This window comes from Micromonospora sp. NPDC023644 (assembly GCF_040640115.1).
In the GTDB taxonomy this organism is placed as follows: Bacteria; Actinomycetota; Actinomycetes; order Mycobacteriales; family Micromonosporaceae; genus Micromonospora.
This window is the reverse complement of record NZ_JBFABA010000022.1, coordinates 44,448-62,897: the sequence shown is the minus strand read 5'-3', so window position 1 is coordinate 62,897 and position 18,450 is coordinate 44,448. Positions and strand designations below refer to the sequence as shown.

Annotated in this window: 22 protein-coding genes and 1 pseudogene; 13 read left to right on the top strand and 10 right to left on the bottom strand. The window is 74.3% G+C overall.

Annotated elements, in window-relative coordinates:
- Window positions 1-4: 4 nt before the first annotated feature.
- Window positions 5-205, bottom strand: coding sequence for a hypothetical protein (locus tag AB0G08_RS17835; RefSeq protein WP_358088859.1), 201 nt, complete (start codon window positions 203-205; stop codon window positions 5-7).
- Between AB0G08_RS17835 and AB0G08_RS17830 the strand changes: the two are divergent.
- From AB0G08_RS17830 to AB0G08_RS17815, 4 genes and pseudogenes are all read left to right on the top strand, one after another.
- A pseudogene (locus tag AB0G08_RS17830) lies at window positions 194-367 on the top strand (hypothetical protein); the annotation flags it as partial. The gene AB0G08_RS17835 and the pseudogene AB0G08_RS17830 sit on opposite strands and share 12 nt — an antisense overlap.
- A 12-nt stretch (window positions 368-379) precedes the next feature.
- Complete coding sequence (locus AB0G08_RS17825; RefSeq protein WP_358088856.1) at window positions 380-712, top strand: hypothetical protein; 333 nt, start codon at window positions 380-382, stop codon at window positions 710-712.
- Entirely contained in the window at window positions 709-1,374 is a 666-nt protein-coding gene (locus tag AB0G08_RS17820; protein WP_358088789.1) for a biliverdin-producing heme oxygenase, read from the top strand. Before AB0G08_RS17825 ends, AB0G08_RS17820 begins: the two co-directional genes overlap by 4 nt.
- Window positions 1,371-1,676, top strand: a complete 306-nt coding sequence (locus tag AB0G08_RS17815) for a DUF2470 domain-containing protein (RefSeq protein WP_358088785.1) — start codon at window positions 1,371-1,373, stop codon at window positions 1,674-1,676. Before AB0G08_RS17820 ends, AB0G08_RS17815 begins: the two co-directional genes overlap by 4 nt.
- A gap of 48 nt (window positions 1,677-1,724) precedes the next feature.
- On the opposite strand, the gene AB0G08_RS17810 is transcribed toward AB0G08_RS17815, so the two are convergent.
- Window positions 1,725-2,204 (bottom strand): hypothetical protein, encoded by a 480-nt coding sequence (locus AB0G08_RS17810; RefSeq protein WP_358088782.1) that lies wholly within the window; start codon window positions 2,202-2,204, stop codon window positions 1,725-1,727.
- Between the two features lie 44 nt (window positions 2,205-2,248).
- Here AB0G08_RS17810 and AB0G08_RS17805 point away from each other — a divergent pair, with 44 nt between their 5' ends.
- A complete protein-coding gene (locus tag AB0G08_RS17805) occupies window positions 2,249-3,262 on the top strand; it encodes a WYL domain-containing protein (RefSeq protein WP_358088779.1) in 1,014 nt (337 codons plus the stop codon).
- 35 nt (window positions 3,263-3,297) lie between these two features.
- On the opposite strand, the gene AB0G08_RS17800 is transcribed toward AB0G08_RS17805, so the two are convergent.
- Window positions 3,298-4,329, bottom strand: a complete 1,032-nt coding sequence (locus AB0G08_RS17800; RefSeq protein WP_358088776.1) for a PHB depolymerase family esterase — start codon at window positions 4,327-4,329, stop codon at window positions 3,298-3,300.
- 153 nt (window positions 4,330-4,482) lie between these two features.
- Entirely contained in the window at window positions 4,483-4,794 is a 312-nt protein-coding gene (locus AB0G08_RS17795) for a hypothetical protein (protein ID WP_358088774.1), read from the bottom strand.
- Window positions 4,795-4,884: 90 nt separating this feature from the next.
- On the opposite strand from AB0G08_RS17795, the gene AB0G08_RS17790 reads away from it, so the two are divergent.
- Together AB0G08_RS17790 and AB0G08_RS17785 are read left to right on the top strand one after the other, a co-directional pair.
- Window positions 4,885-5,247, top strand: coding sequence for a metalloregulator ArsR/SmtB family transcription factor (locus AB0G08_RS17790; RefSeq protein ID WP_358088772.1), 363 nt, complete (start codon window positions 4,885-4,887; stop codon window positions 5,245-5,247).
- A complete protein-coding gene (locus AB0G08_RS17785; RefSeq protein ID WP_358088771.1) occupies window positions 5,244-5,729 on the top strand; it encodes an SRPBCC family protein in 486 nt (161 codons plus the stop codon). The genes AB0G08_RS17790 and AB0G08_RS17785 overlap by 4 nt, the downstream gene beginning before the upstream one ends.
- 130 nt (window positions 5,730-5,859) lie before the next feature.
- On the opposite strand, the gene ygiD is transcribed toward AB0G08_RS17785, so the two are convergent.
- The 3 genes from ygiD to AB0G08_RS17770 form a co-directional block, all read right to left on the bottom strand.
- A complete protein-coding gene (ygiD, locus tag AB0G08_RS17780) occupies window positions 5,860-6,729 on the bottom strand; it encodes a 4,5-DOPA dioxygenase extradiol (protein ID WP_358088769.1) in 870 nt (289 codons plus the stop codon).
- Window positions 6,730-6,839: 110 nt separating this feature from the next.
- Window positions 6,840-7,058, bottom strand: coding sequence for a hypothetical protein (locus AB0G08_RS17775; RefSeq protein ID WP_357883799.1), 219 nt, complete (start codon window positions 7,056-7,058; stop codon window positions 6,840-6,842).
- Window positions 7,059-7,137: 79 nt separating this feature from the next.
- A complete protein-coding gene (locus AB0G08_RS17770) occupies window positions 7,138-7,740 on the bottom strand; it encodes an MBL fold metallo-hydrolase (RefSeq protein ID WP_358088768.1) in 603 nt (200 codons plus the stop codon).
- A 168-nt stretch (window positions 7,741-7,908) separates the two neighbouring features.
- On the opposite strand from AB0G08_RS17770, the gene AB0G08_RS17765 reads away from it, so the two are divergent.
- Window positions 7,909-9,471: an LLM class flavin-dependent oxidoreductase gene (locus AB0G08_RS17765; RefSeq protein WP_358088765.1), complete on the top strand. Its 1,563-nt coding sequence runs from the start codon at window positions 7,909-7,911 to the stop codon at window positions 9,469-9,471.
- 41 nt (window positions 9,472-9,512) lie between these two features.
- Window positions 9,513-9,941 carry an archease gene (locus tag AB0G08_RS17760; RefSeq protein WP_358088762.1) on the top strand — a complete coding sequence of 143 codons (429 nt, stop codon included), beginning with the start codon at window positions 9,513-9,515 and terminating at the stop codon, window positions 9,939-9,941.
- Window positions 9,942-9,977: 36 nt separating this feature from the next.
- Here the strand turns inward: AB0G08_RS17760 and AB0G08_RS17755 are convergent, their stop codons facing one another.
- The 3 genes from AB0G08_RS17755 to AB0G08_RS17745 form a co-directional block, all read right to left on the bottom strand.
- On the bottom strand, window positions 9,978-11,396 hold the full coding sequence (locus tag AB0G08_RS17755; RefSeq protein ID WP_358088760.1) for an RtcB family protein: 1,419 nt from the start codon (window positions 11,394-11,396) through the stop codon (window positions 9,978-9,980).
- Window positions 11,397-11,424: 28 nt separating this feature from the next.
- Window positions 11,425-12,039 (bottom strand): GNAT family N-acetyltransferase, encoded by a 615-nt coding sequence (locus AB0G08_RS17750; RefSeq protein ID WP_358088757.1) that lies wholly within the window; start codon window positions 12,037-12,039, stop codon window positions 11,425-11,427.
- A 149-nt stretch (window positions 12,040-12,188) separates the two neighbouring features.
- On the bottom strand, window positions 12,189-13,508 hold the full coding sequence (locus tag AB0G08_RS17745; RefSeq protein ID WP_358088754.1) for a cation:proton antiporter: 1,320 nt from the start codon (window positions 13,506-13,508) through the stop codon (window positions 12,189-12,191).
- Between the two features lie 238 nt (window positions 13,509-13,746).
- On the opposite strand from AB0G08_RS17745, the gene AB0G08_RS17740 reads away from it, so the two are divergent.
- The 4 genes from AB0G08_RS17740 to AB0G08_RS17725 all read left to right on the top strand — a co-directional run bounded on the left by AB0G08_RS17740 (window position 13,747) and on the right by AB0G08_RS17725 (window position 18,398).
- Window positions 13,747-15,114, top strand: a complete 1,368-nt coding sequence (locus AB0G08_RS17740; RefSeq protein ID WP_358088751.1) for a TrkH family potassium uptake protein — start codon at window positions 13,747-13,749, stop codon at window positions 15,112-15,114.
- A complete protein-coding gene (locus AB0G08_RS17735) occupies window positions 15,107-15,787 on the top strand; it encodes a TrkA family potassium uptake protein (protein ID WP_358088748.1) in 681 nt (226 codons plus the stop codon). Before AB0G08_RS17740 ends, AB0G08_RS17735 begins: the two co-directional genes overlap by 8 nt.
- Window positions 15,788-15,888: 101 nt before the next feature.
- On the top strand, window positions 15,889-16,773 hold the full coding sequence (locus AB0G08_RS17730) for an ABC transporter ATP-binding protein (RefSeq protein ID WP_358088745.1): 885 nt from the start codon (window positions 15,889-15,891) through the stop codon (window positions 16,771-16,773).
- Complete coding sequence (locus AB0G08_RS17725) at window positions 16,770-18,398, top strand: hypothetical protein (protein WP_358088742.1); 1,629 nt, start codon at window positions 16,770-16,772, stop codon at window positions 18,396-18,398. The genes AB0G08_RS17730 and AB0G08_RS17725 overlap by 4 nt, the downstream gene beginning before the upstream one ends.
- Window positions 18,399-18,450: the final 52 nt, after the last annotated feature.

The following is an 18,450-nucleotide window of genomic DNA, read 5'->3' as shown; positions in this document are numbered from 1 at the left end:
GGCGTCACGCGTGCCGGGCGGCACCCCTCGATCCGAACTCCTCACGGCGAACCGGCCGGGGGCGTCGGGCCGGTCGCGCCAGCGCCCACAGCAACGGCACGGTTACCAGGCCCAACAGGCCCCAGGGGTAACGGGCCGCCTCGACGGTGAAGGCGACCGGCCCGCCGGACGGCTCGATCCGGCCGCGCAGTTCGTGCCGGCCCACGACGGTCGCGTCGGTCGGGACGCGAATCCCGGTACTCCCGGGCCCGGACCGGAATGTGCCGGCCGGCACGGCGATCCGCGGCGCCGGTGCGGCGGCCGGCGCCGACGTGGGGCGACGACGGGCGGCGAGCAGGCGCGCGTCGCGCTGGCCCGGGCGCTGGCGCAGCAGGCCGCCGTGCTGTTGCTTGACGAACCGACCGCGGCCCTCGACCTGGGCCACCAGGAGCTGGTCATGCGCGTCGCGCGGAACCGGGCGCGGGCCGGCGACGCCGTGGTGGCGGTGCTACACGACCTGACCCTCGCCGGCGCGTACGCCGACACCGTCACCCTCCTCGCCGACGGGCGGGTACGCGCCGTCGGGCCACCGGCGGAGGTCTTCACCGCCCCCCTGCTCAGCGAGGTGTACCGGCACGACATCGAGGTCGTGCCCCATCCACGTACCCGACTACCCTTGGTCGTTCCCCGACGGCGACCCACCCGGCCTTCCGTCACCCTGGAGGAGACATGAGCCCGACCAGCACCCTATTCTCGGCCGAACTGCGGGCCGCCAGCGCCGAGGCCCACCAGGGCGCCGAGTCCCAGCGCTACGTCTGCGCCCTGGTGGCCGGCGACCTGGACCGCGCCGGCTACGCCGCGCTCGTGATGCAGCACCACGTGATCTACGAGGCGCTGGAGGGGGCCGCCGAGGCGATGCGCCACGATCCGGTCGCCGGCCCGTTCGTCGACGACGCGCTGACCCGGCTGCCCGCCCTCGCCGCCGACCTGGAGTTCCTGCTCGGAGCCGACTGGCGCCGGCGGATCGAGCCCACCCCCGCCACGGTCTCCTACGCCGGGCGCCTGCGCGCGGTCGGTGCCGACTCACCGGAGCGGTTCGTCGCCCACCACTACACCCGCTACCTCGGCGACCTCTCCGGCGGGCTGCACATCGGACGGTCGCTCGCCCGGCACCACGGGCTGACCGGGGACGCCGGCGCCGCGTTCTACCGGTTCGACCGGATCACCGACCCGAAGGCGTACAAGGACGCCTACCGGGCCAGGCTGGACGACCTCCCGCTCGACGAGGCGGGCCGGGCCGCGCTGCGGGACGAGGTGCTCGTGGCGTACCGGCACAACACCGAGGTCCTCGCCGCCCTGTCCGGGCTCGTGCCGACCGCGGGGGCGGCCGCGTGACCGCCCCCTTCGGCCCCGACGTGGTCGCCGCCGTCTGCCGGCACATGAACGACGACCACGCCGAGGACTCGCTGCTCATCTGCCGCACGCTGGGCGGGCAGTCCACGGCCACCCGCGCCCGGGCCACCGGCCTGGACGACGAGGGCATGGAGTTCGCCGTGACCGTGGACGACATCGAGGTCCCGGTGCGGGTCGCGTTCGCCCACCGGCTGACCGAACGCGGCCAGATCCGGCAGGAGGTGGTGCGAATGCACCGGGAGGCGTGCCAGCGGCTCGGGCTGCCACCACGCCCGGCGGGCTGACCGGCGGGCGGGCCGGCCGGTCGCCGCCAGCATCGGCCCGCTTCCTGGTCAGCGGCCCACCGGCCCCTCGGGGCGGGTGTCGGCGAGCCAGCCGGGCAGGTCCGGGCGCTCCGGCGCCAGCACGTGTCGGACCCAGGCGGCCCGCTCGTGTTCCAGCACCCCCAGCTCCCAGACGCACCCCACCCACGGCCGGTCCAGCTCCACGAAGCGCGTCGGGTCGTCGTCCGGGCAGTCGAGGGCGGGCTGACCGGCCGCCGCGATCCGCACCCGCACCACGTTGTCCCAGACCCAGCTGTACGCCAGCAGGTACGCCCCCGTGTCGGCGCCCCGGTGCAGCACCACCCAGCCAACCGCGGGCGTGCCGTCACCGTCCTCGGCGGGCAGCAGGTGGGGCAGCATCGCGTACGCGGCCCGTTCCACCTCCGGGGAGATCCGGCGCTCCGGTTGGTCGACGTGGTAGCGCTTGAGCCGGCGGCCGGCGATCGTGAGCGGTGCCGGCACCCGAAGTTCCTTGTCGCGAAAAGCCATGCCGGGACGGTACGGGCGCTCCACTGACAACTACTGTCAGCGGAATGCGGGCCGGTCGACTGCTCTCCCTGCTGATGCTGCTCCAGGCACACGGGCGGATGACCGCCGCGCAGCTCGCCGAGCGGCTGGAGGTGTCCACCCGCACCATCTACCGCGACGTCGAGTCGCTGCACGCGGCCGGCGTCCCGCTCTACGGCGAGGCCGGGCACGCGGGCGGCTACCAGCTCGTCGCCGGCTGGCGGACGAGGCTGACGGGGCTGACCGCCCAGGAGGCGGAGCGGCTGTTCCTCGCCGGGCTGCCCGGTCCCGCCGCCGAGCTGGGTTACGGCACGGCGGTGGCCGCGCTCCAGCTCAAGCTGCACGCCGCGCTGCCGCCCGAGCTGGCCGAGCGGGCCGCGCGGATCCAGGAGCGCTTCCACCTGGACACCCCCAACTGGTACGCCGACGGCGACGCCTCGCCGCACCTCACCGAGGTGGCCGAGGCGGTCTGGCGGCAGCGGCGGATCGCGGTGCGCTACCGCAGCTGGACCGGCGAGGTAGACCGGGTGCTGGAGCCCTACGGGCTCGTCCTCAAGGGCGGGCGCTGGTACACGGTCGCCGGCCGGTCCGGGCGGGACGGGCCCGCCGCCTACCGGGTCAACCAGATCCTGTCGCTGACCGCCGTCGACGAGGAGTTCCCGCGCCCGGCGGGCTTCGACCTGCCGGGCTGGTGGCGGGCGCACGTGCTGCGCTTCCGGGCCGGCCTGCACCGCGACGACGCGACGGTCCGGCTCTCCCGGCGGGGGCGGGACCGGCTGCGGGAGATCGCCAGTGAGCTGGTAATCGCGGCCGTCGACGAGACCGCGGGCCCGCCCGACGACGCCGGCTGGGTGACCGCCGTCATCCCGATCGAGTCGCTCACCCACGCCCACGGCGACCTGCTGCGGCTCGGCGCGGACGTGGAGGTGCTGGCCCCGGCGGCGTTGCGCGAGCGGCTCGCCGCGACCGCCGCCGGCCTCACCGCCCTCTACGCACCCCGTCCGGCCGGCCACCGCGCCGGTGGGCAGGTGCCGGCCTGAGCGGGGCCCGCCGAGGGCCCCGCCCGCGGGGCGGCTCAGCCGTCGAGCCGGCGCACCATGTTCATGATCGTCTCCAGCTGGGCGCCACCCTTGATCGGGTAGTTCGTCGCGCCCAGGTAGCCCCACCAGTCCCAGCAGCCGTTCGGATTGGTGGCCGCGGTGCTCGCCTGGGGATACAGCACGATCAGCTGGTTGGTGTCGGCGTACTGGTTGAGGTTGGCCCGGTCCACGAAGGCGGTGCCGACCGCGCCGTGGCCCTGGAGGCAGCCGTGCAGGGCGACGAGCAGCCGGCACGACCCGCCGGCGGCGCAGGACGCCGGCACGTAGGCGAATCCGTCGGCGCCCATGCTCAGCCCGGGTGCCCAGCCGTTGACCGCGTACGTGTGCTGGCTGAACCGGATCAGGTTGCCGCCCAGCGGGCCGGTGTTCGGCGCCCGTACGCTGCCGAGCAGCTTGCGCAGCAGGGCGCCCTGCGGGTCGGTGCCGCAGTCGGCGAGGAACGGGGACGCGGTGACGCCGCACCCCAGAGTCCCGTACGGGCTGACCCAGGCGTGGCCGGCCGGGGAGCCGCTGTCGTACTGCACGCTGGCGCCGAAGTGCTGGTAGTACCGGACCAGGTCGTCGGTGACGGACCGCTCGACCACGCTGTCGTTGGCGCCGTGCAGGACGTACACGGGGTCGCCGGACAGGTTGCCCACCGGGTCGACCCAGCCGTAGGAGGCCCACGTCCGGGTGTACGCCTGCAGGGCGGACACGTTCGTCGGGTACACGTTGTCGCCGCAGCCGTCGAGCGCCTGGGCGACGTTGTTCTGCGCGCAGTAGTACGGCCCCGCGGCGAAGACCGCCGCGCCCCGGATCCGCGACGAGTAGGCGACGTGGAGCTGGGTGGCCATGTAACCGCCGGAGGAGACGCCGGCGACGTACACGGCGGAGACGTCGTAGGCGCGCAGGGTCCCGGCGACCGGGGCCCTGGTGGCGGGGGTGGCGGCCCGGGCGGGGGCGGCGGCGGTGAGGACGAGCAGCAGGGCGGTGACGAGGGCGGCGGTGGCCTTCAGCGGTGGAGTCATGGCGCTCTCCTGTCCGGGAGCGGGGCGGTCGTGCCGGCGTGCGCCGACGCTAACGTGACTCCGCGCACAGTGGACATGAGTGCCGTCGACACCTCGGGCGACGCCGATGTGTCCCGGATCGACACAGGGTCGTCGCAGCCGGCGGGGCGAGCCTCACTCGGCACGCCAGACGGCATCGCGGGGCGGACCGGGCTCGGCCCAGCACAGCCCGCCCCTCGCCTCCACGCCCGGCAGGCCGTCGACCATCCGGCTGATGTCCACCACGGACGCCAGCGCCACCACGACGTCGTTGCGCAGGTCCGCCACCGCCGCGGCGAGGTCGTCCTCCTCCGCCGACCAGTCGATGTCCGCCGCCCGCAGATCGGCCACCGCGTGGTCGGTGAGCACCTGCGGGTCGGTCACGGCCACCGTGAGCCGGCAGTAGACGTTGAGGGTGAGCGGTTCCGGGGCGCCGACGTCGGTCATGCCCCCAGCATGACCCAACCGGTTTGATCCGGGCCAGCCGCTTTCACTTAGGGCTTGACCTAAGTGTGGGACGCGGGCATACTTAGGTTCATGCCTAAGCAATCGGGCGGCGGAGACGGAAGCGACGACGGGGCCCTTGACGGCGTGTTCCACGCGCTGTCGGACCCGACCCGCCGCCGGGTCGTCGAGATCCTGGGCCGAGGGCCCGCGACGACCAGCGAGCTGGCTCGTCCGTTTGACATGGCACTGCCGTCGTTCACCCAGCACCTGGGCGTCCTCGAGCGCTCCGGCCTGGTGACGTCGGAGAAAAAGGGGCGGGTGCGGACCTACCGGCTCGCCCCCGGGCCGCTCGCGCACGTCGACACCTGGCTCGCCGGTCAGCGCGCGATGTGGTCCCGCCGCCTCGACCAGTTCGACTCGTTTCTCTACGACCTGAAGGAGCAGCAGACATGACCGCCTACCCGAGCGTGAACGACAGTCTCGACCTCGTCCTGGAGCGCACCGTCGACGTCGCGCCCGAGCTGGTCTGGAAGGCCTGGACCACGCCCGAGCTGGTCGTGCAGTGGTTCGCCCCGCGGCCCTGGTCGACCTCGTCCTGCGAGATCGACCTTCAGCCCGGTGGCAGGTTCCACACCGTGATGCGCTCGCCCGAGGGCGAGGAGTACCCGAACACCGGCTGCATCCTGGTCGTCGAGGAGGGCTCGACGTTGATCTTCACCTCGGGGCTGGGCCCCGGCTTCCGCCCCCAGGTCGCCGGCGACGACTTCCCGTTCACCGCGATCATCAGGCTCGAGCGCGCCGGCAACGGCACGAAGTACACCGCCACGGCGATCCACGCCGACGCCTCGGCGAAGAAGTCGCACGAGGAGATGGGCTTCGTCGAGGGCTGGAGCGCCGCGCTGGACCAGCTGGTCGAGGTCGTCAAGGGCCGCTGACGGCCGTGGCGGCGGCGACGGACGAGGGACCAGCCGGACCGGTGCGCACGATCGGCTGGTCCCTCGTCCGGCCGCCTCGCCCCCACCGGGGCCAGCCGGAGGCGGCCGCCGGGCGACGACCCGGCGCTCGTCAGATGTTGGAGGAGTCGATCGGCACGTCGGTCGGCAGGGCCGGCGCGCCGGCCAGCGGGGCCTCGGTGCGGCAGGACAACCCCACCGTGTAGGCGGTCATCGACAGCGACCCGTACGCGTACCCGTCCACCAGCACCTCCGCGCCGTTGCCGGCGGCGCCGGCGAGGCCGGCGAGGTAGAGCAGCGGGATGAAGTGGTCCGGTGTCGGCACGGCCCGGTCGAAGTCGCGGTGGGCGTCGAGCGTGGCCGCCCCGGTCGGCTCGCCGAGCATGACCTCCTTCGCCGCCTCGTCGAACCGCCGCGCCCAGTCGAAGCCCTCGTCGGCCATGCGCGGGTCCACCCCCCGCAGGTTGTGCACCACGTTGCCGCTGGTCACGACGAGCACTCCGCGCTCACGCAACGGGGCGAGCCTCGCGCCCAGGCCCAGGTGGTAGTCCGGGCCCTTGAACGCGTTGATGCTCAACTGCACGACCGGGACGTCCGCGTCGGGAAACGCGTGGGTGAGCACCGACCAGGTGCCGTGGTCGATCCCCCACGAGTCGACGTCCGCACCGACCCAGGTGGGCTGGACGACGTCGCTGATCTCCTCGGCCAGCTCCGGCAGGCCGGGCGCCGGGTAGCGGACGTCGAACAGCTCCTGCGGGAAGCCGTAGAAGTCGTGGATCGTCCTCGGCCGAGGCATCGCGGTGACGGCGGTGGCGCCGATGTACCAGTGGGCCGACACCACCAGGATCGCCCGCGGCCGCGGGACGGCCCGCCCGAAGGCGCGCCACGCCTGCGTGTAGCGGTTGAGCTCCAGGGCGTTCATCGGACTGCCGTGACCGATGAACGCGGCCGGCATCACCGCCGGGACGGTCTCGCTGCTCATGCTGCTCCCCCCGAGGGCGATGGTGACCTGAGCGTAACCATCGTCGGAGGGAGCAGCCGGCTCAACGCCGGCCGCGACCGGTTGTCACCGGCCGAGGCCGACGGTCGCCGTCAGCCGGATATCTCGCGCCAGGCGGGATGGTTGCCGCGCCAGGCGCCGGCCAGGATGACCGCCGACGTCCGCCCGGGGCATTCCTGCACCCGGGAGCGGCCGGATTCGCCGCCGATCCGTACCTGTACGTCCCAACGCTGCCCGTCAGTGCGGATGTACACGTCCCGACGCCCTCGCTGGGACGTGTCGCCGTTCCACCAGTGTTCTTCGACCCTCACCCAGCGACCGTATAGCAGTTGGTCCGCGGACGACACGGCCGGTGGCGGTGGAGATCGACGCCGGACGGGGGATCGCCGGTCAGGCGGACTCCCCCGGCGCCAGGTGACGGTAGCCGCGCACGGTCTCGGCGAACCAGCCGTTCACGCTGGTCAGGCCGCGCTCGTTGAGCTGGGCGTCGTGGATCGGGAACACCCGCTCGGCCCCGACGGCGTGGGCGAAGTCGATCGCCTCGGTGAGCTTCAGCCAGGATGCCTGTGCCGGAACCAACAGCGTCTCGACGGGCCGGTCCGGCCGGTGCAGGGAGTCGCCCGGGTGGTAGACGGCGTCGCCGACGAGGTAACCCAGGTTGGCGCAGTCGGGCTGGCCGCCGTGGATCGTCGCGTGCCGACCGCCGAGCGCGGTGACGGCGAGGCCGGCGGCGGTGAACCGTTGACCGGCGCCGACCCTGGTCACGGGCAGCGGCGCCAGGTCGGGCAGCGCGGCGCCCTCCGGCGCGAAGACCGGCACGCCGAGGCCCGCCAACCGGAGCACGTCGACGTGGTCGGTGTGCTCGTGGGTGACCAGCACGGCGTCCGCGCCGGCCAGGGCCCGGGGCTCGCTCCAGGTGCCGGGGTCGATGACCAGCACGCCGCCGTCGTGCTCCAGCCGGACGCAGGAGTGGGTGAACTTCGTGATCCGCACCCGCCGACCGTACGCCGGCGCCCCCGCGACGGCAGCCCTCCCCGCGCCCCGCTCGCCCGCTCGCCGGTCCCGCCGCTGACACCCCGGCGGACGCGACCGGTCGTGGCGCGGGCAGGCGGCTGGAGCACCCGACCCGCGTGAGAGGCTGGGGCGGAAGGGAGTGCCGACATGAGCGACTACGGCCACCCGCTGGCCTTCGGGGCGTTCCTGACGCCCGGCAACGCCGAGCCCGGGCGGGTGGTGGGCCTCGCCATGCTGGCCGAGCAGGTCGGGTTCGACCTGGTCACCTTCCAGGACCACCCCTACCAGCCCGCGTTCCTCGACACGTGGACGCTGATGAGCTTCGTGGCGGCCCGGACCGGCACCGTGCGGCTGGCCGCCAACGTGACGAACCTGCCGCTGCGCCCGCCGGCCGTGCTCGCCCGCAGTGTGGCGAGCCTCGACCTGCTCAGCGGCGGGCGGGTGGAACTCGGCCTGGGCGCCGGCGCGTTCTGGGAGGCCATCGAGGCGATGGGCGGCCGCCGCCTCTCCCCCGGGCAGGGCGTGCGGGCCCTGGCCGAGGCGATCGACGTCATCCGCCAGGTCTGGGACGTCGACGCGCGCGGCGGCGTCCGGGTCGACGGCGAGTTCCACCGGGTCCTCGGCGCGAAGCGGGGCCCCGCGCCCGCCCACGACGTGGGCATCTGGCTCGGCGCGTACAAGCCGCGGATGCTGGCCCTGACCGGGCGGCGGGCCGACGGGTGGCTGCCGTCGCTGGGCTACCTGCAACCCGGCGACCTCGGCAGGGGCAACACGATCATCGACGACGCCGCGCGGGAGGCCGGGCGGGACCCGGCCGACGTGCGCCGCCTGCTCAACGTCACCGGCCGCTTCGCCACCGTCGGCCGGGGACCGCTGCACGGGCCCGCGGAGCAGTGGGCGGAGGAGCTGGCCGACCTCGCCCTCAGCGACGGGGTCAGCACCTTCATCCTGGGCAGCGACGACCCCGAGGACCTGCGGCGCTTCGCCGCCGAGGTGGCCCCCGCCGTCCGCGAGCTCGTGGCCGGCGAGCGCGCGCCCGCCGCGGCACCGGCGACGCCCGCGACCGCCCCGGCGCAGCCGCCGGCCGCTGCCCGGCCACCCGCCGGCGCGGGCTCCTTCGCCGTCGTCGCGACGCCCGACGACGGCGTGCGCCGCAGCGCGATCCGGGTCTGGGACGAGACCACGCGGCCCACCGGCCCCGCGCCCGACCCGGCGCGCACCTACACCCCGCACGACCAGGCCGGCGCCCAGCACCTCATCGACGTGCACGACGGGTTGCGTGCCGAGCTGACCCGGCTGTACGACCTGGTGGAGCAGGTGGGCGCCGGGCTGGTCGACGCGGGCACGGCGCGCTCGCACATCAACACCATGACCATCCGCCAGAACAAGTGGACCCTCGGCACGTACTGCGAGTCGTACTGCCGGGTGGTCACCACCCACCACACGCTGGAGGACCGGGGGATCTTCCCGCACCTGCGCCGGGGCGACGCCCGCCTCGCCCCGGTGCTGGACCGGCTGGAGCAGGAGCACCACGCGATCCACGACGTCCTGGAACGCGTCGACCGCGCCCTGGTCGCGTTCGTCTCCGTCACCGACGGGATGGCCGAGCTCCGCGCGGCGGTCGACCTGCTCAGCGACACGCTGCTGTCCCACCTCGCCTACGAGGAACGCGAGCTCGTCGAGCCCATCGCCCGGCTCGGCCTGAACTGAAACCGGCCGTCGTGCGCGGCCCGGGGGCGGAGGATCGGGGCATGCCGCGACGACCCGGGCGGGGGCACCGCCGCCTGCCGCACACCGCCGACGTCCGCATCGAGGCGTGGGCGCCGACCCGGCAGGAGTGCGTCGCCGAGGCGGTCGCCGCGCTGGTCGACACGTTCGTCGACCCCGCCGGGGCGCCCCCGGGCCCGGGGCGGGAGTTCCGCGCGCCGGCCGACGACGACGCGGACCTGCTGGTGGGCGTACTCGACGAAGTGATCTTCCGGATGGAGACGGCGGGTGAGTTGCCGCTGCACACCGAGGTGTCCGACGACGGCGCCGGCGGCCTGGTGGTGCGCTGGCGCACGGCGGACACCGACGCCGTCGAGCTGGTCGGCGCGGTGCCGAAGGCCGTCTCCCTGCACGGGCTGCGCTTCGGCCCCGACGGCGAGGGCTGGTCCTGCGCGGTGACGCTGGACGTGTGAGCCGCCCGCTCAGCCCTGCACCACGCCGCGTCCCGCTCAGCCCTTCACCACGCCCAGCGGGACCAGCCGGGCCACCTTCCGGCACAGCCCGGCGCCCTCGGCGGCGGCCACCACCGCCGAGACGTCCTTGTACGCCGTCGGCATCTCCTCGGCCAGGCCGCGCCGGGACGCGCCGCGCACCGCGATGTCCTGCGCCTCCAGCTGGCCACGCGGGTCCTGCCCGCGCTCCGACCGCACGGCCTGCTTGCGGCTCTGCACCCGGCCGGCCCCGTGGCAGGTGGACGCGAAGGCCGGCGCCCCCGGCACGCCGGTGAGCACGTACGAGCCGGTGCCCATGGAGCCGGGGATCAGCACGGGCTGGCCCACGTCCCGCAGGTCGTCGGGCAGGTCGTCGTGGCCCGGCGGCAGCGCGCGGGTGGCGCCCTTGCGGTGCACGCAGAGCGCGCGCCGCTCGCCGTCGACGTCGTGCGTCTCGATCTTCGCCAGGTTGTGCGAGATGTCGTAGACCAGGTCGAGGCGGCTGCCGGTGACCCGGGCGAAGACCCGCCGGGCGGCGTCGGCCAGCAGTTGCCGGTTCGCCCGGGCGTAGTTCGCGGCAGCGGCCATCGCGCCCAGGTAGGCGCGGCCCTCGGAGGAGGAGACCGGGGCGCAGGCGAGCTGCCGGTCCGGCACCTCGATGCCGTGGCGGGCCATCACCTTCTCCATCTTGCGCACGTAGTCGGTGCAGATCTGGTGGCCCAGCCCCCGGGACCCGCAGTGGATCATCACGCAGACCTGGCCGGGGCGCAGCCCGAAGGCGGTGGCGGCGGCGTCGTCGTACACCTCCTCGACGGCCTGCACCTCCAGGAAGTGGTTGCCGGAGCCGAGGCTGCCGACCTGGCGCGCGCCGCGCTCGATCGCCCGCTCGCTGACCCGCGCCGGATCGGCGTCGCCGACGGCGCCGGCGTCCTCGCAGCGGTACAGGTCCCGCTCGACGCCGAAGCCGCGCTCCACGGCGTACCGGGAGCCGCCGCGCAGCACCGCGTCGAGTTCCGCGCGCGTCGACAGGTGCCACACCGCGCCTCTGCCCATGCCGCGCGGGGTGGCCTCGCCCAGCCCGTCCATCAGCGCGTCCAACCGGGGCCGCAGGCCGTCGCGGTCGGTGTCGGCGGCGAGCAGCCGGACGCCGCAGGAGATGTCGAAGCCCACCCCGCCGGGCGAGACCACGCCGCCGTGCGCGACGTCGGTGGCGGCCACGCCGCCGATCGGGAACCCGTAGCCCCAGTGCACGTCGGGCATGGCGTACGAGGCGTCGACGATGCCGGGCAGCGTGGCGACGTTCGCGACCTGCTCCAGCGACTTGTCCTCGCCGGCGTCGGGCAGCAGGGACCGGGACGCGAACACCACCCCCGGCACCCGCATCGGGTCGTGCCGGTCGATCCGGAAGCGGTACGGCGACTCCTCGACCAGCTCCATTCCCGGCGGCTACCCGGGCGGGCGGCCCTTACACCCGCTCGCCGGCGGCCGGCCGCCGCATCGCCCAGATGTCGGGACCGCCGTCGGGCACCCGCGCCTGGCCGGTGACGTCGAACCCGAGCCGCCGGTAGAACCGCACGTTCGGCTCCGACGACGTCTCCAGCACCGCCGGCAGGCCGGCCCGGTCGGCCTCGGCCAGGCCGGGCCGCAGCACCCGGGCGCCCAGCCCCCGGCCCTGGTCGGCCCGGCGCACGCCGACGGTGGCGAGCAGGCACGCCGGCTCGGCCGACCGCAGCGAGGCGCAGGCCTCGTCGGCGGCGCGCAGCGCCGACCGCCGGTCGCCGGCCAGCTCCGCGTTGCGCGCCGCGACACCGGCCCAGACCTCGTCGGGCACCGGCCGGTCCGGGCGCAGCCAGACCGCCACCGCCGCCGGCCGCCCGTCGGGGTCGACCGCCGCCCAGACGTCACCGTAGGGCAGCCCGACGGCGTCGACGGTGCCGGCGAACATCGCCTCCAGCCGCTCCCGGTGCCGGTCGGCCGCCACCGTCCAGGCCATCCAGGGGTACCCGTCGAAGGCGTCGGCGAGCACGGCGGCCGCCGCCGCGGTCGACTCCGGTCCGATCCGGCGTACCTCGAACTCCATGCCATCCTCCCGGGGATGCTCGGCGCAGCGCGCGATCATCGCACGGTGCGCTGACCCGCGCGCGGGAATATCGGACCAGGTCTGCTCCACGGCCACGGTCAGGGGGCAGGTCTCGGCCGCCGCAGCTGCGGGCCGGCGGGCCCTGCCACTCATGGCCGGTCCTCGCCGGGCCTCCTCCCGGTCCCGTCCTCGCTCAGCCCTTCCTCGGGCGTGAGCCGGCCGGCGGCCGCCTGGTCGGTTGGTCGCGAAGGCGGGACCGCCGAACGCCGGGCCCGCCGGATCCGGTGCAGCACCCCGTGCCAGGCCGGGGCCTCGCGGGCGTCGTCGAACGCCCGGGCGACCACGACGTCGGTCGAGGAATGCGCCAGGATCGAGATGACGATCGTCAGGGCGACCAGGTGGAACACCTCGTCGCCGGCGGCGATACCGGACTCCAGCACCAGCAGCCCGTAGACCACCGAGGCGAAGCCCTTCGGCCCGAACCACATGGCGGCGGCCTGTTCCCGCAGGCCCAGTCCCGAGCCCAGGAACGAGACCCACAACGCGACCGGTCGGGCGACCACGATCGCCAGCACGGCGAACACCCAGCCCGTCCAGGAGATCTCCCCGAGAAACTCCACCGAGATCAGCGCCCCGAACACCAGCAGAGCGGCCAGCTTCAACAGCTCGGCGACGTTCTCCCCGAAGTGTTCGAACGCCGCCCGCTGCCGCGGCCCGAAGGTGGCCACGGTGATCCCGGCGGCGAACGCCGCCAGGAACAGGTTGCCGTGGGTGGCCTTGCCCAGCGCCAGCACCAGCAGGCCGATCGCCATACCGTTCAACGGGGCGTACGCCGTCGACGCGGCGAACCAGCGCGTCCGTTCCAACGCGATCGCCAGCAGGGGCACCAGCACCCCGATCAGCAGACCGGCAGCCAGCTCGCCGGCCAACGCCCCCAGGTGCAGGTCGTCCGAGCCGGCCGCCACCGCCAGGAGCACCACCACGAACGGCAGGGCCAGGCCGTCGTTGACGCCGGACTCCACGTTGAGCAGGTGCCGCAACCGCGCCGGCACCTTGTCGTTGCCGACCAGCGCGGCGGCGAACACCGGATCGGTCGGGGCGAGGACGGCCCCGACCAGCAGCGCCTCCGGCCAGTCCAGACCGGCCACGTAGTGCGCCAGCACCGCCGTCACCAACAGGGTCAGCGGCAGGCCCCAACCCAACGCCCGTCCAGGCAGCCGCCAGGCCGAGCGCAGGTCGGCCCAGCCCACCCGCATGCCGTCGGTGAACAGCACGGCGAACAGGGCCAGCTCCGCCAGCTCGGCCACGATCGGCGAGTCGGCCCGCAGGTGCAGCACCCCGCCCGTGTCCTCGCCCAACAGGAAGCCGGCGGCCAGGAACAGCACCGCCGTGGACAGGATGGTGCGATGGGCCAGCGCCGACACGAGCACGGCAGCCAGCAGGACGGCGGCGAAAGACAGCAGCAGCACGGGGAGGCCTTCCGAGGGTACGGGTCATCACGGTGCCGACCAGACTTCCCGGCGCTCCACAGATCCCGGCGATCATACCGACGGTCTGCACGCCGACGCGCCGGCTGTACCACGCCTCCCGGGCCGGCCGTCCCTGTCAGGTGACCTGGGCACCATGGAATGATCCCTACGTGGTGCTGATTGGCCGACGCGGCGAGCTGACCGGGCGCGCCGCCGGGAAGAGGCGCACGGACGTGTCGTGCGGACGCTGAGGCGGGCGCCGGCGTGGAAGCGGCGCAGCGGTCCCACCCGGCATCCGGCTCAGGTGATCACCACCGGCTTCGGGGCGGCGGTCGCCGCGGGCACCGGGCTGCTGTCGCTGCCGGCGGCCACCCAGTCCGGCCAGCGGGCGCCGCTGGTCGACGCGCTGTTCACCGCGACGTCGGCGGTGTGCGTGACCGGCCTGGCAACCGTGGACACCGGCAGCTACTGGTCCGGATTCGGCCAAGCGGTCATCCTGCTGCTGATCCAGACCGGCGGCCTGGGCATCATGACGCTGGCGACGCTGTTCACCGTGCTGCTGTCCCGCCGGCTCGGCCTGCGGGCGCGGTTCCTCGCCCAGGCCGAGACCAAGAGCCTCGACCTGACCGACGTCTGGGGCGTCGTCCGCCGGATCGTACTGTTCAGCCTGGCCAGCGAGGCCGTCGTCGCGGTGGCGCTGGCCCTGCGGTTCGCCACCGCCTACGACGAACCGCTCGGCGCCGCCGTGTACGACGGCGTCTTCCACGCGATCTCGGCGTTCAACAACGCCGGCTTCTCCACCAACGCCGACAGCCTCGTCGGCTACGTCACGGACCCGTGGATCTCACTCACCGTCGCCGCCGCGGTGATCCTCGGCGGGCTCGGTTTCCCCGTCGTGTTCGAGCTCGCGCGGTCCTGGCGCCGACCGGCCCTGTGGTCGGTGATGACCCGCCTCACCGTCACGCTCACGGTGGCCCTGCTCGTGCTCGGCACCCTGGTACTCACCCTGGCCGAGTTCAACAACCCGAAGACCCTGGGCCCGCTGAGCGGCCCGGAGAAGTTCCTCGCCGGTTTCTTCACCTCGGCGATGACCCGCACCGCCGGTTTCAACAGCCTCGACATCGCCGCGCTGCGCCCGGAGAGCCTGCTCGCCACCGACGTGCTGATGTTCATCGGGGGCGGCAGTGCGGGCACCGCCGGTGGGATCAAGGTCACGACGTTCGGGCTCCTGGCGTTCGTCCTGTGGTCGGAGATGCGCGGAGAGACGCATGTCAACGTCGGTCACCGGCGGATCCCGCCCAGCAACCAGCGACAGGCCCTGGCGGTGGCGCTGCTCAGCATCGGTGCGGTGGTGTCGGCCACGTTCGTGCTGGTGTCGATCACCTCGTACGGTCTGGAACAGATCCTGTTCGAGGTGATCTCCGCCTTCGCCACGGTCGGGCTGTCGACCGGGATCACCGGCAGCCTTCCCCCGCAGGCGGACCTGCTGCTGATCCTGCTGATGTTCGCCGGGCGTATCGGCCCGCTGACGCTGGCGTCGGCGCTGGCGCTGCGGGAACGGACCCGCCGTTTCGAACTGCCCGAGGAGAGGACGATCGTTGGCTGAGCTCCAGACCGAACCTGTGGTGGTCATCGGGTTGGGCCGCTTCGGCAGCGCCCTGGCCCTCGAACTGACGAGCCGGGGCACCGAGGTGCTGGGGATCGACAGCCGATCCAGGGTCGTCCAGTCGATGTCCGGCCGGCTGCCCCACGTCACGACCGCCGACTCCACGGACATCGAGGCGCTACGGCAGCTCGGGGTCGCCGATTTCCACCGTGCGGTCGTGGCCATCGGCACCGACATCCAGGCCAGCATCCTCACCACCAGCCTGCTGGCCGACCTCGGCATCCCTGACATCTGGGCCAAGGCCATCAGCGACCAGCACCGCCGCATCCTGACCCGCGTCGGCGCCCACAAGGTCGTCGCGCCCGAGCAGGACATGGGCGAACGCGTGGCGCACCTGCTCTCCGGCCGGATCCTCGACTACGTCGAGGTCGACGCCGACTTCGCCGTCATCAAGACCACCCCACCCCGCGACGTCGTCGGGATGCCGCTGCGCGAGTCCCGGCTGCGCAGCCGCTGGGGCGTCACCGTCGTCGCGGTCAAGCCGCAGGCCGCCCTGGGCGGACGGCGGCCGGAGTTCAGCCACGCCACCCCCGACACCGTGCTCGCCTATGGCGACCTCATCCTCGTCGTCGGCCCGGTCGACAACGTGGAACGCTTCGCCGGCGCCGGGTGAACCGCGCCACTTCCCACCCGTGACGCGGCGCAGTACGGTGAGGACGGTGCGCCGGGAAGCCTGGTCGGCAGTCGTGACACGTCGTCGACCGGAGGCATTCCGTGGCCACACCCGCCGTTCGCACGCAAGACCTGACCAAGCGCTACGGGAAGGTGCTCGCCCTCGACGGGCTGGAGCTGACCGTACCGGCAGGCGAGGTGTTCGGGTTCCTCGGCCCGAACGGCGCCGGGAAGTCCACCACCATCCGGCTGCTGCTGGGCCTGGCCCGGCCCACCGCCGGCCGGGCGTGGGTCTTCGACGCCGACGCCGGTGACGTGGCCGCTCATCGCCTGCTGGCGTACGTGCCGGCCGACGTGGCGCTGTGGCCGCAGCTCACCGGCGCGGAGACCCTCGAACTGCTCGCCGCCACCGGACCCGGCATCGACCGCGCCTACCGCGACGACCTCGTGGAGAGGTTCGCCCTCGACCTGTCCAAACCGGCCCGCACCTACTCGACCGGCAACCGGCAGAAGATCGCGCTCGTCGCCGCGTTCGCCACCCGCGCGCCACTGCTGGTCCTCGACGAGCCGACCAGCGGGCTGGACCCGTTGATGGAGCGGGAGTTCCGCCGCGCCGTCTCGGTCGCCCGGGACCGCGGCCAGACCACATTCCTCTGCTCCCACCAACTGGCGGAGGTGGAAGCGGTCTGCGACCGGGTGGCGATCCTGCGCGCCGGCCGCCTCGTCGACGTCGCCACCGTCGGCGACCTGCGCCGCCTGCACCGCACCGAGGTGACCGCCCGCTTCACCGGCCCCGCACCCGACCTGTCCGGTGCGGCGGGAGTCGACATCGTCGCGCAGGACGGCGGGACGCTCCGCTTCTCCCTGACCGGGCCGCCCGCGCCAGCGCTACGCGCCCTCGCCGCCGCCGACGTCACCGCCCTCACCGTCCGGGAGCCGAGCCTGGAGGAGATCTTCCTCGACTACTACGGCGAGACCACCCGATGACCGCCGCCGCCCTGACCGGGGCGGGCCGCACCGCGGACACCGCCGCCGGGCCGGCAGTCACCGGCCTGGCCGTACGCCAGGTACGCCGCGGCGCACTGGTCGTGCTCGCCGTGACGGTCGGCATGTCGACGCTGGTCGCCGCTACCTACGCCACGACCGTCGGGGACGGTCTCGACGCGGACGCGCTCGCCGCCCTGGCCCGCAATCCCGCGATCCGGACCCTGTTCGGCGAGCCGGTCGCCCTCGACACCGCAGGCGGCTTCACCGTCTGGCGGACCGGCACCATACTCGCCGTCGTGCTGTCGGTGTGGGGTCTGCTCGCGACCACCCGCGTCACCCGCGGCGAGGAGGCGGCGGGCCGATGGGACCTCCTGCTCGCCGGCCGGCTGGGTCCGGCTGCGGTACTCGGCCGGCACCTCGCGGTGCTGGCGGCCGCGGCGGCCCTCACCGGGGCCACGCTCGCCGTGACGCTCGTCGCGGTCGGCACCCCGGCCCGCGGAGCGGCCCTGCACGCCGCCGGTCTGGCGCTGGTCGCCACGGTGGCCGTAGCGGCGGCGGCCTTCGCCGGGCAGGTCTTCCCCACGCGGGCCGCCGCCACCGGGGCCACGCTGGCGTTTCTCGGCGTCGGGCTGCTCGCCCGAATGGTCGGTGACGGCGTCGCCTCGCTCGGCTGGCTGCGCTGGCTGCCGCCGTACGGGCCGCTGGCCCTGACCCGCCCCTATCAGGACGACCGGGTGTCGCCCCTGGTCGTGCTTGCGCTCGCCACGGTCGTCCTCTCCGCCGGCGCGCTCACCCTGGCCGGCCGACGGGACGTCCGCGACGGACTGCTCTCCCCCGCCGCCGGCCGGCCGCCCCGTCTGCGGCTGCTCGGCTCGGTGGAGTCCTTCGCCGTCCGGCGGATGCTGCGGCCACTCGCCGGCTGGTCGTCCGGCGTCGGCGCGTACTTCCTGCTGGTCGGCGTGCTCACGGTCTCCCTGACCGACTTCCTCGCCGACAACCCCCGCTTCGCCGACCTTGCCGCGCAGGCGGGCTTCGCCGGCCTCGGCACCGTCCGTGGGTACGCCGCCACCCTGTTCGCACTGCTCGCCGTACCGGTCGGAGCCTTCACCGCCGTCCGGATCGCCGCGTTCGCCGCCGCGGAGACCGACGGGCGCCTGACCCTCCTCCACGCCGGGACGGTCCCGCGCGCCCGGCTACTCATCGCCGAGGTGGGCACCACCGCGGTCGGCGCTGCGGTGCTCGTCACCGTCGCCGGAGTGGCGACGTGGCTCGGCGCGATCCTGGTCGGCGCGGATCTGCCGCTGCGCGCCGCGGTCGCCGGCACCTGGAACGTCCTGCCGGTGGCGCTGCTCAACCTCGGAGCCGCGGTCCTCGTCCTGGGCCGGGCGCCACACGGGGTGGCGGTACTGGGCATGGTGCCGGCCGCCGGCGGGTTCCTCCTCAAGGTCATCGCCGACAGCACCGGGGCGGCGGGCTGGATGAGCTGGCTCTCCCCGTACACCCATCTCGCGGCCGTGCCCCAGGCGACGCCGGACTGGCCCGCCACGGCTGTCATGATCGTGCTCGCTGGTGCGGCCATGGCGGTCGGCGTGACGGGCTACCGGCGTCGGGACCTGGTGGTCTAGCCGACGGGTGGACGCGGCCCTGCTGATCGACGGCCCGCGGCGGGACGGGCAG

Bases quoted from the DNA above. Each gene is read 5' to 3' on its own strand.
- AB0G08_RS17725 (WP_358088742.1), top strand. From the start codon at position 16,770: ATGACCGCCGCCGCCCTGACCGGGGCGGGCCGCACCGCGGACACCGCC.
- AB0G08_RS17795 (WP_358088774.1), bottom strand. From the start codon at position 4,794: ATGACCGACGTCGGCGCCCCGGAACCGCTCACCCTCAACGTCTACTGC.
- ygiD (WP_358088769.1), bottom strand. From the start codon at position 6,729: ATGAGCAGCGAGACCGTCCCGGCGGTGATGCCGGCCGCGTTCATCGGT.
- AB0G08_RS17750 (WP_358088757.1), bottom strand. From the start codon at position 12,039: ATGGAGTTCGAGGTACGCCGGATCGGACCGGAGTCGACCGCGGCGGCG.
- AB0G08_RS17755 (WP_358088760.1), bottom strand. From the start codon at position 11,396: ATGGAGCTGGTCGAGGAGTCGCCGTACCGCTTCCGGATCGACCGGCAC.
- AB0G08_RS17790 (WP_358088772.1), top strand. From the start codon at position 4,885: ATGCCTAAGCAATCGGGCGGCGGAGACGGAAGCGACGACGGGGCCCTT.
- AB0G08_RS17820 (WP_358088789.1), top strand. From the start codon at position 709: ATGAGCCCGACCAGCACCCTATTCTCGGCCGAACTGCGGGCCGCCAGC.
- AB0G08_RS17805 (WP_358088779.1), top strand. From the start codon at position 2,249: ATGCGGGCCGGTCGACTGCTCTCCCTGCTGATGCTGCTCCAGGCACAC.
- AB0G08_RS17760 (WP_358088762.1), top strand. From the start codon at position 9,513: ATGCCGCGACGACCCGGGCGGGGGCACCGCCGCCTGCCGCACACCGCC.
- AB0G08_RS17800 (WP_358088776.1), bottom strand. From the start codon at position 4,329: ATGACTCCACCGCTGAAGGCCACCGCCGCCCTCGTCACCGCCCTGCTG.
- AB0G08_RS17810 (WP_358088782.1), bottom strand. From the start codon at position 2,204: ATGGCTTTTCGCGACAAGGAACTTCGGGTGCCGGCACCGCTCACGATC.
- AB0G08_RS17785 (WP_358088771.1), top strand. From the start codon at position 5,244: ATGACCGCCTACCCGAGCGTGAACGACAGTCTCGACCTCGTCCTGGAG.
- AB0G08_RS17765 (WP_358088765.1), top strand. From the start codon at position 7,909: ATGAGCGACTACGGCCACCCGCTGGCCTTCGGGGCGTTCCTGACGCCC.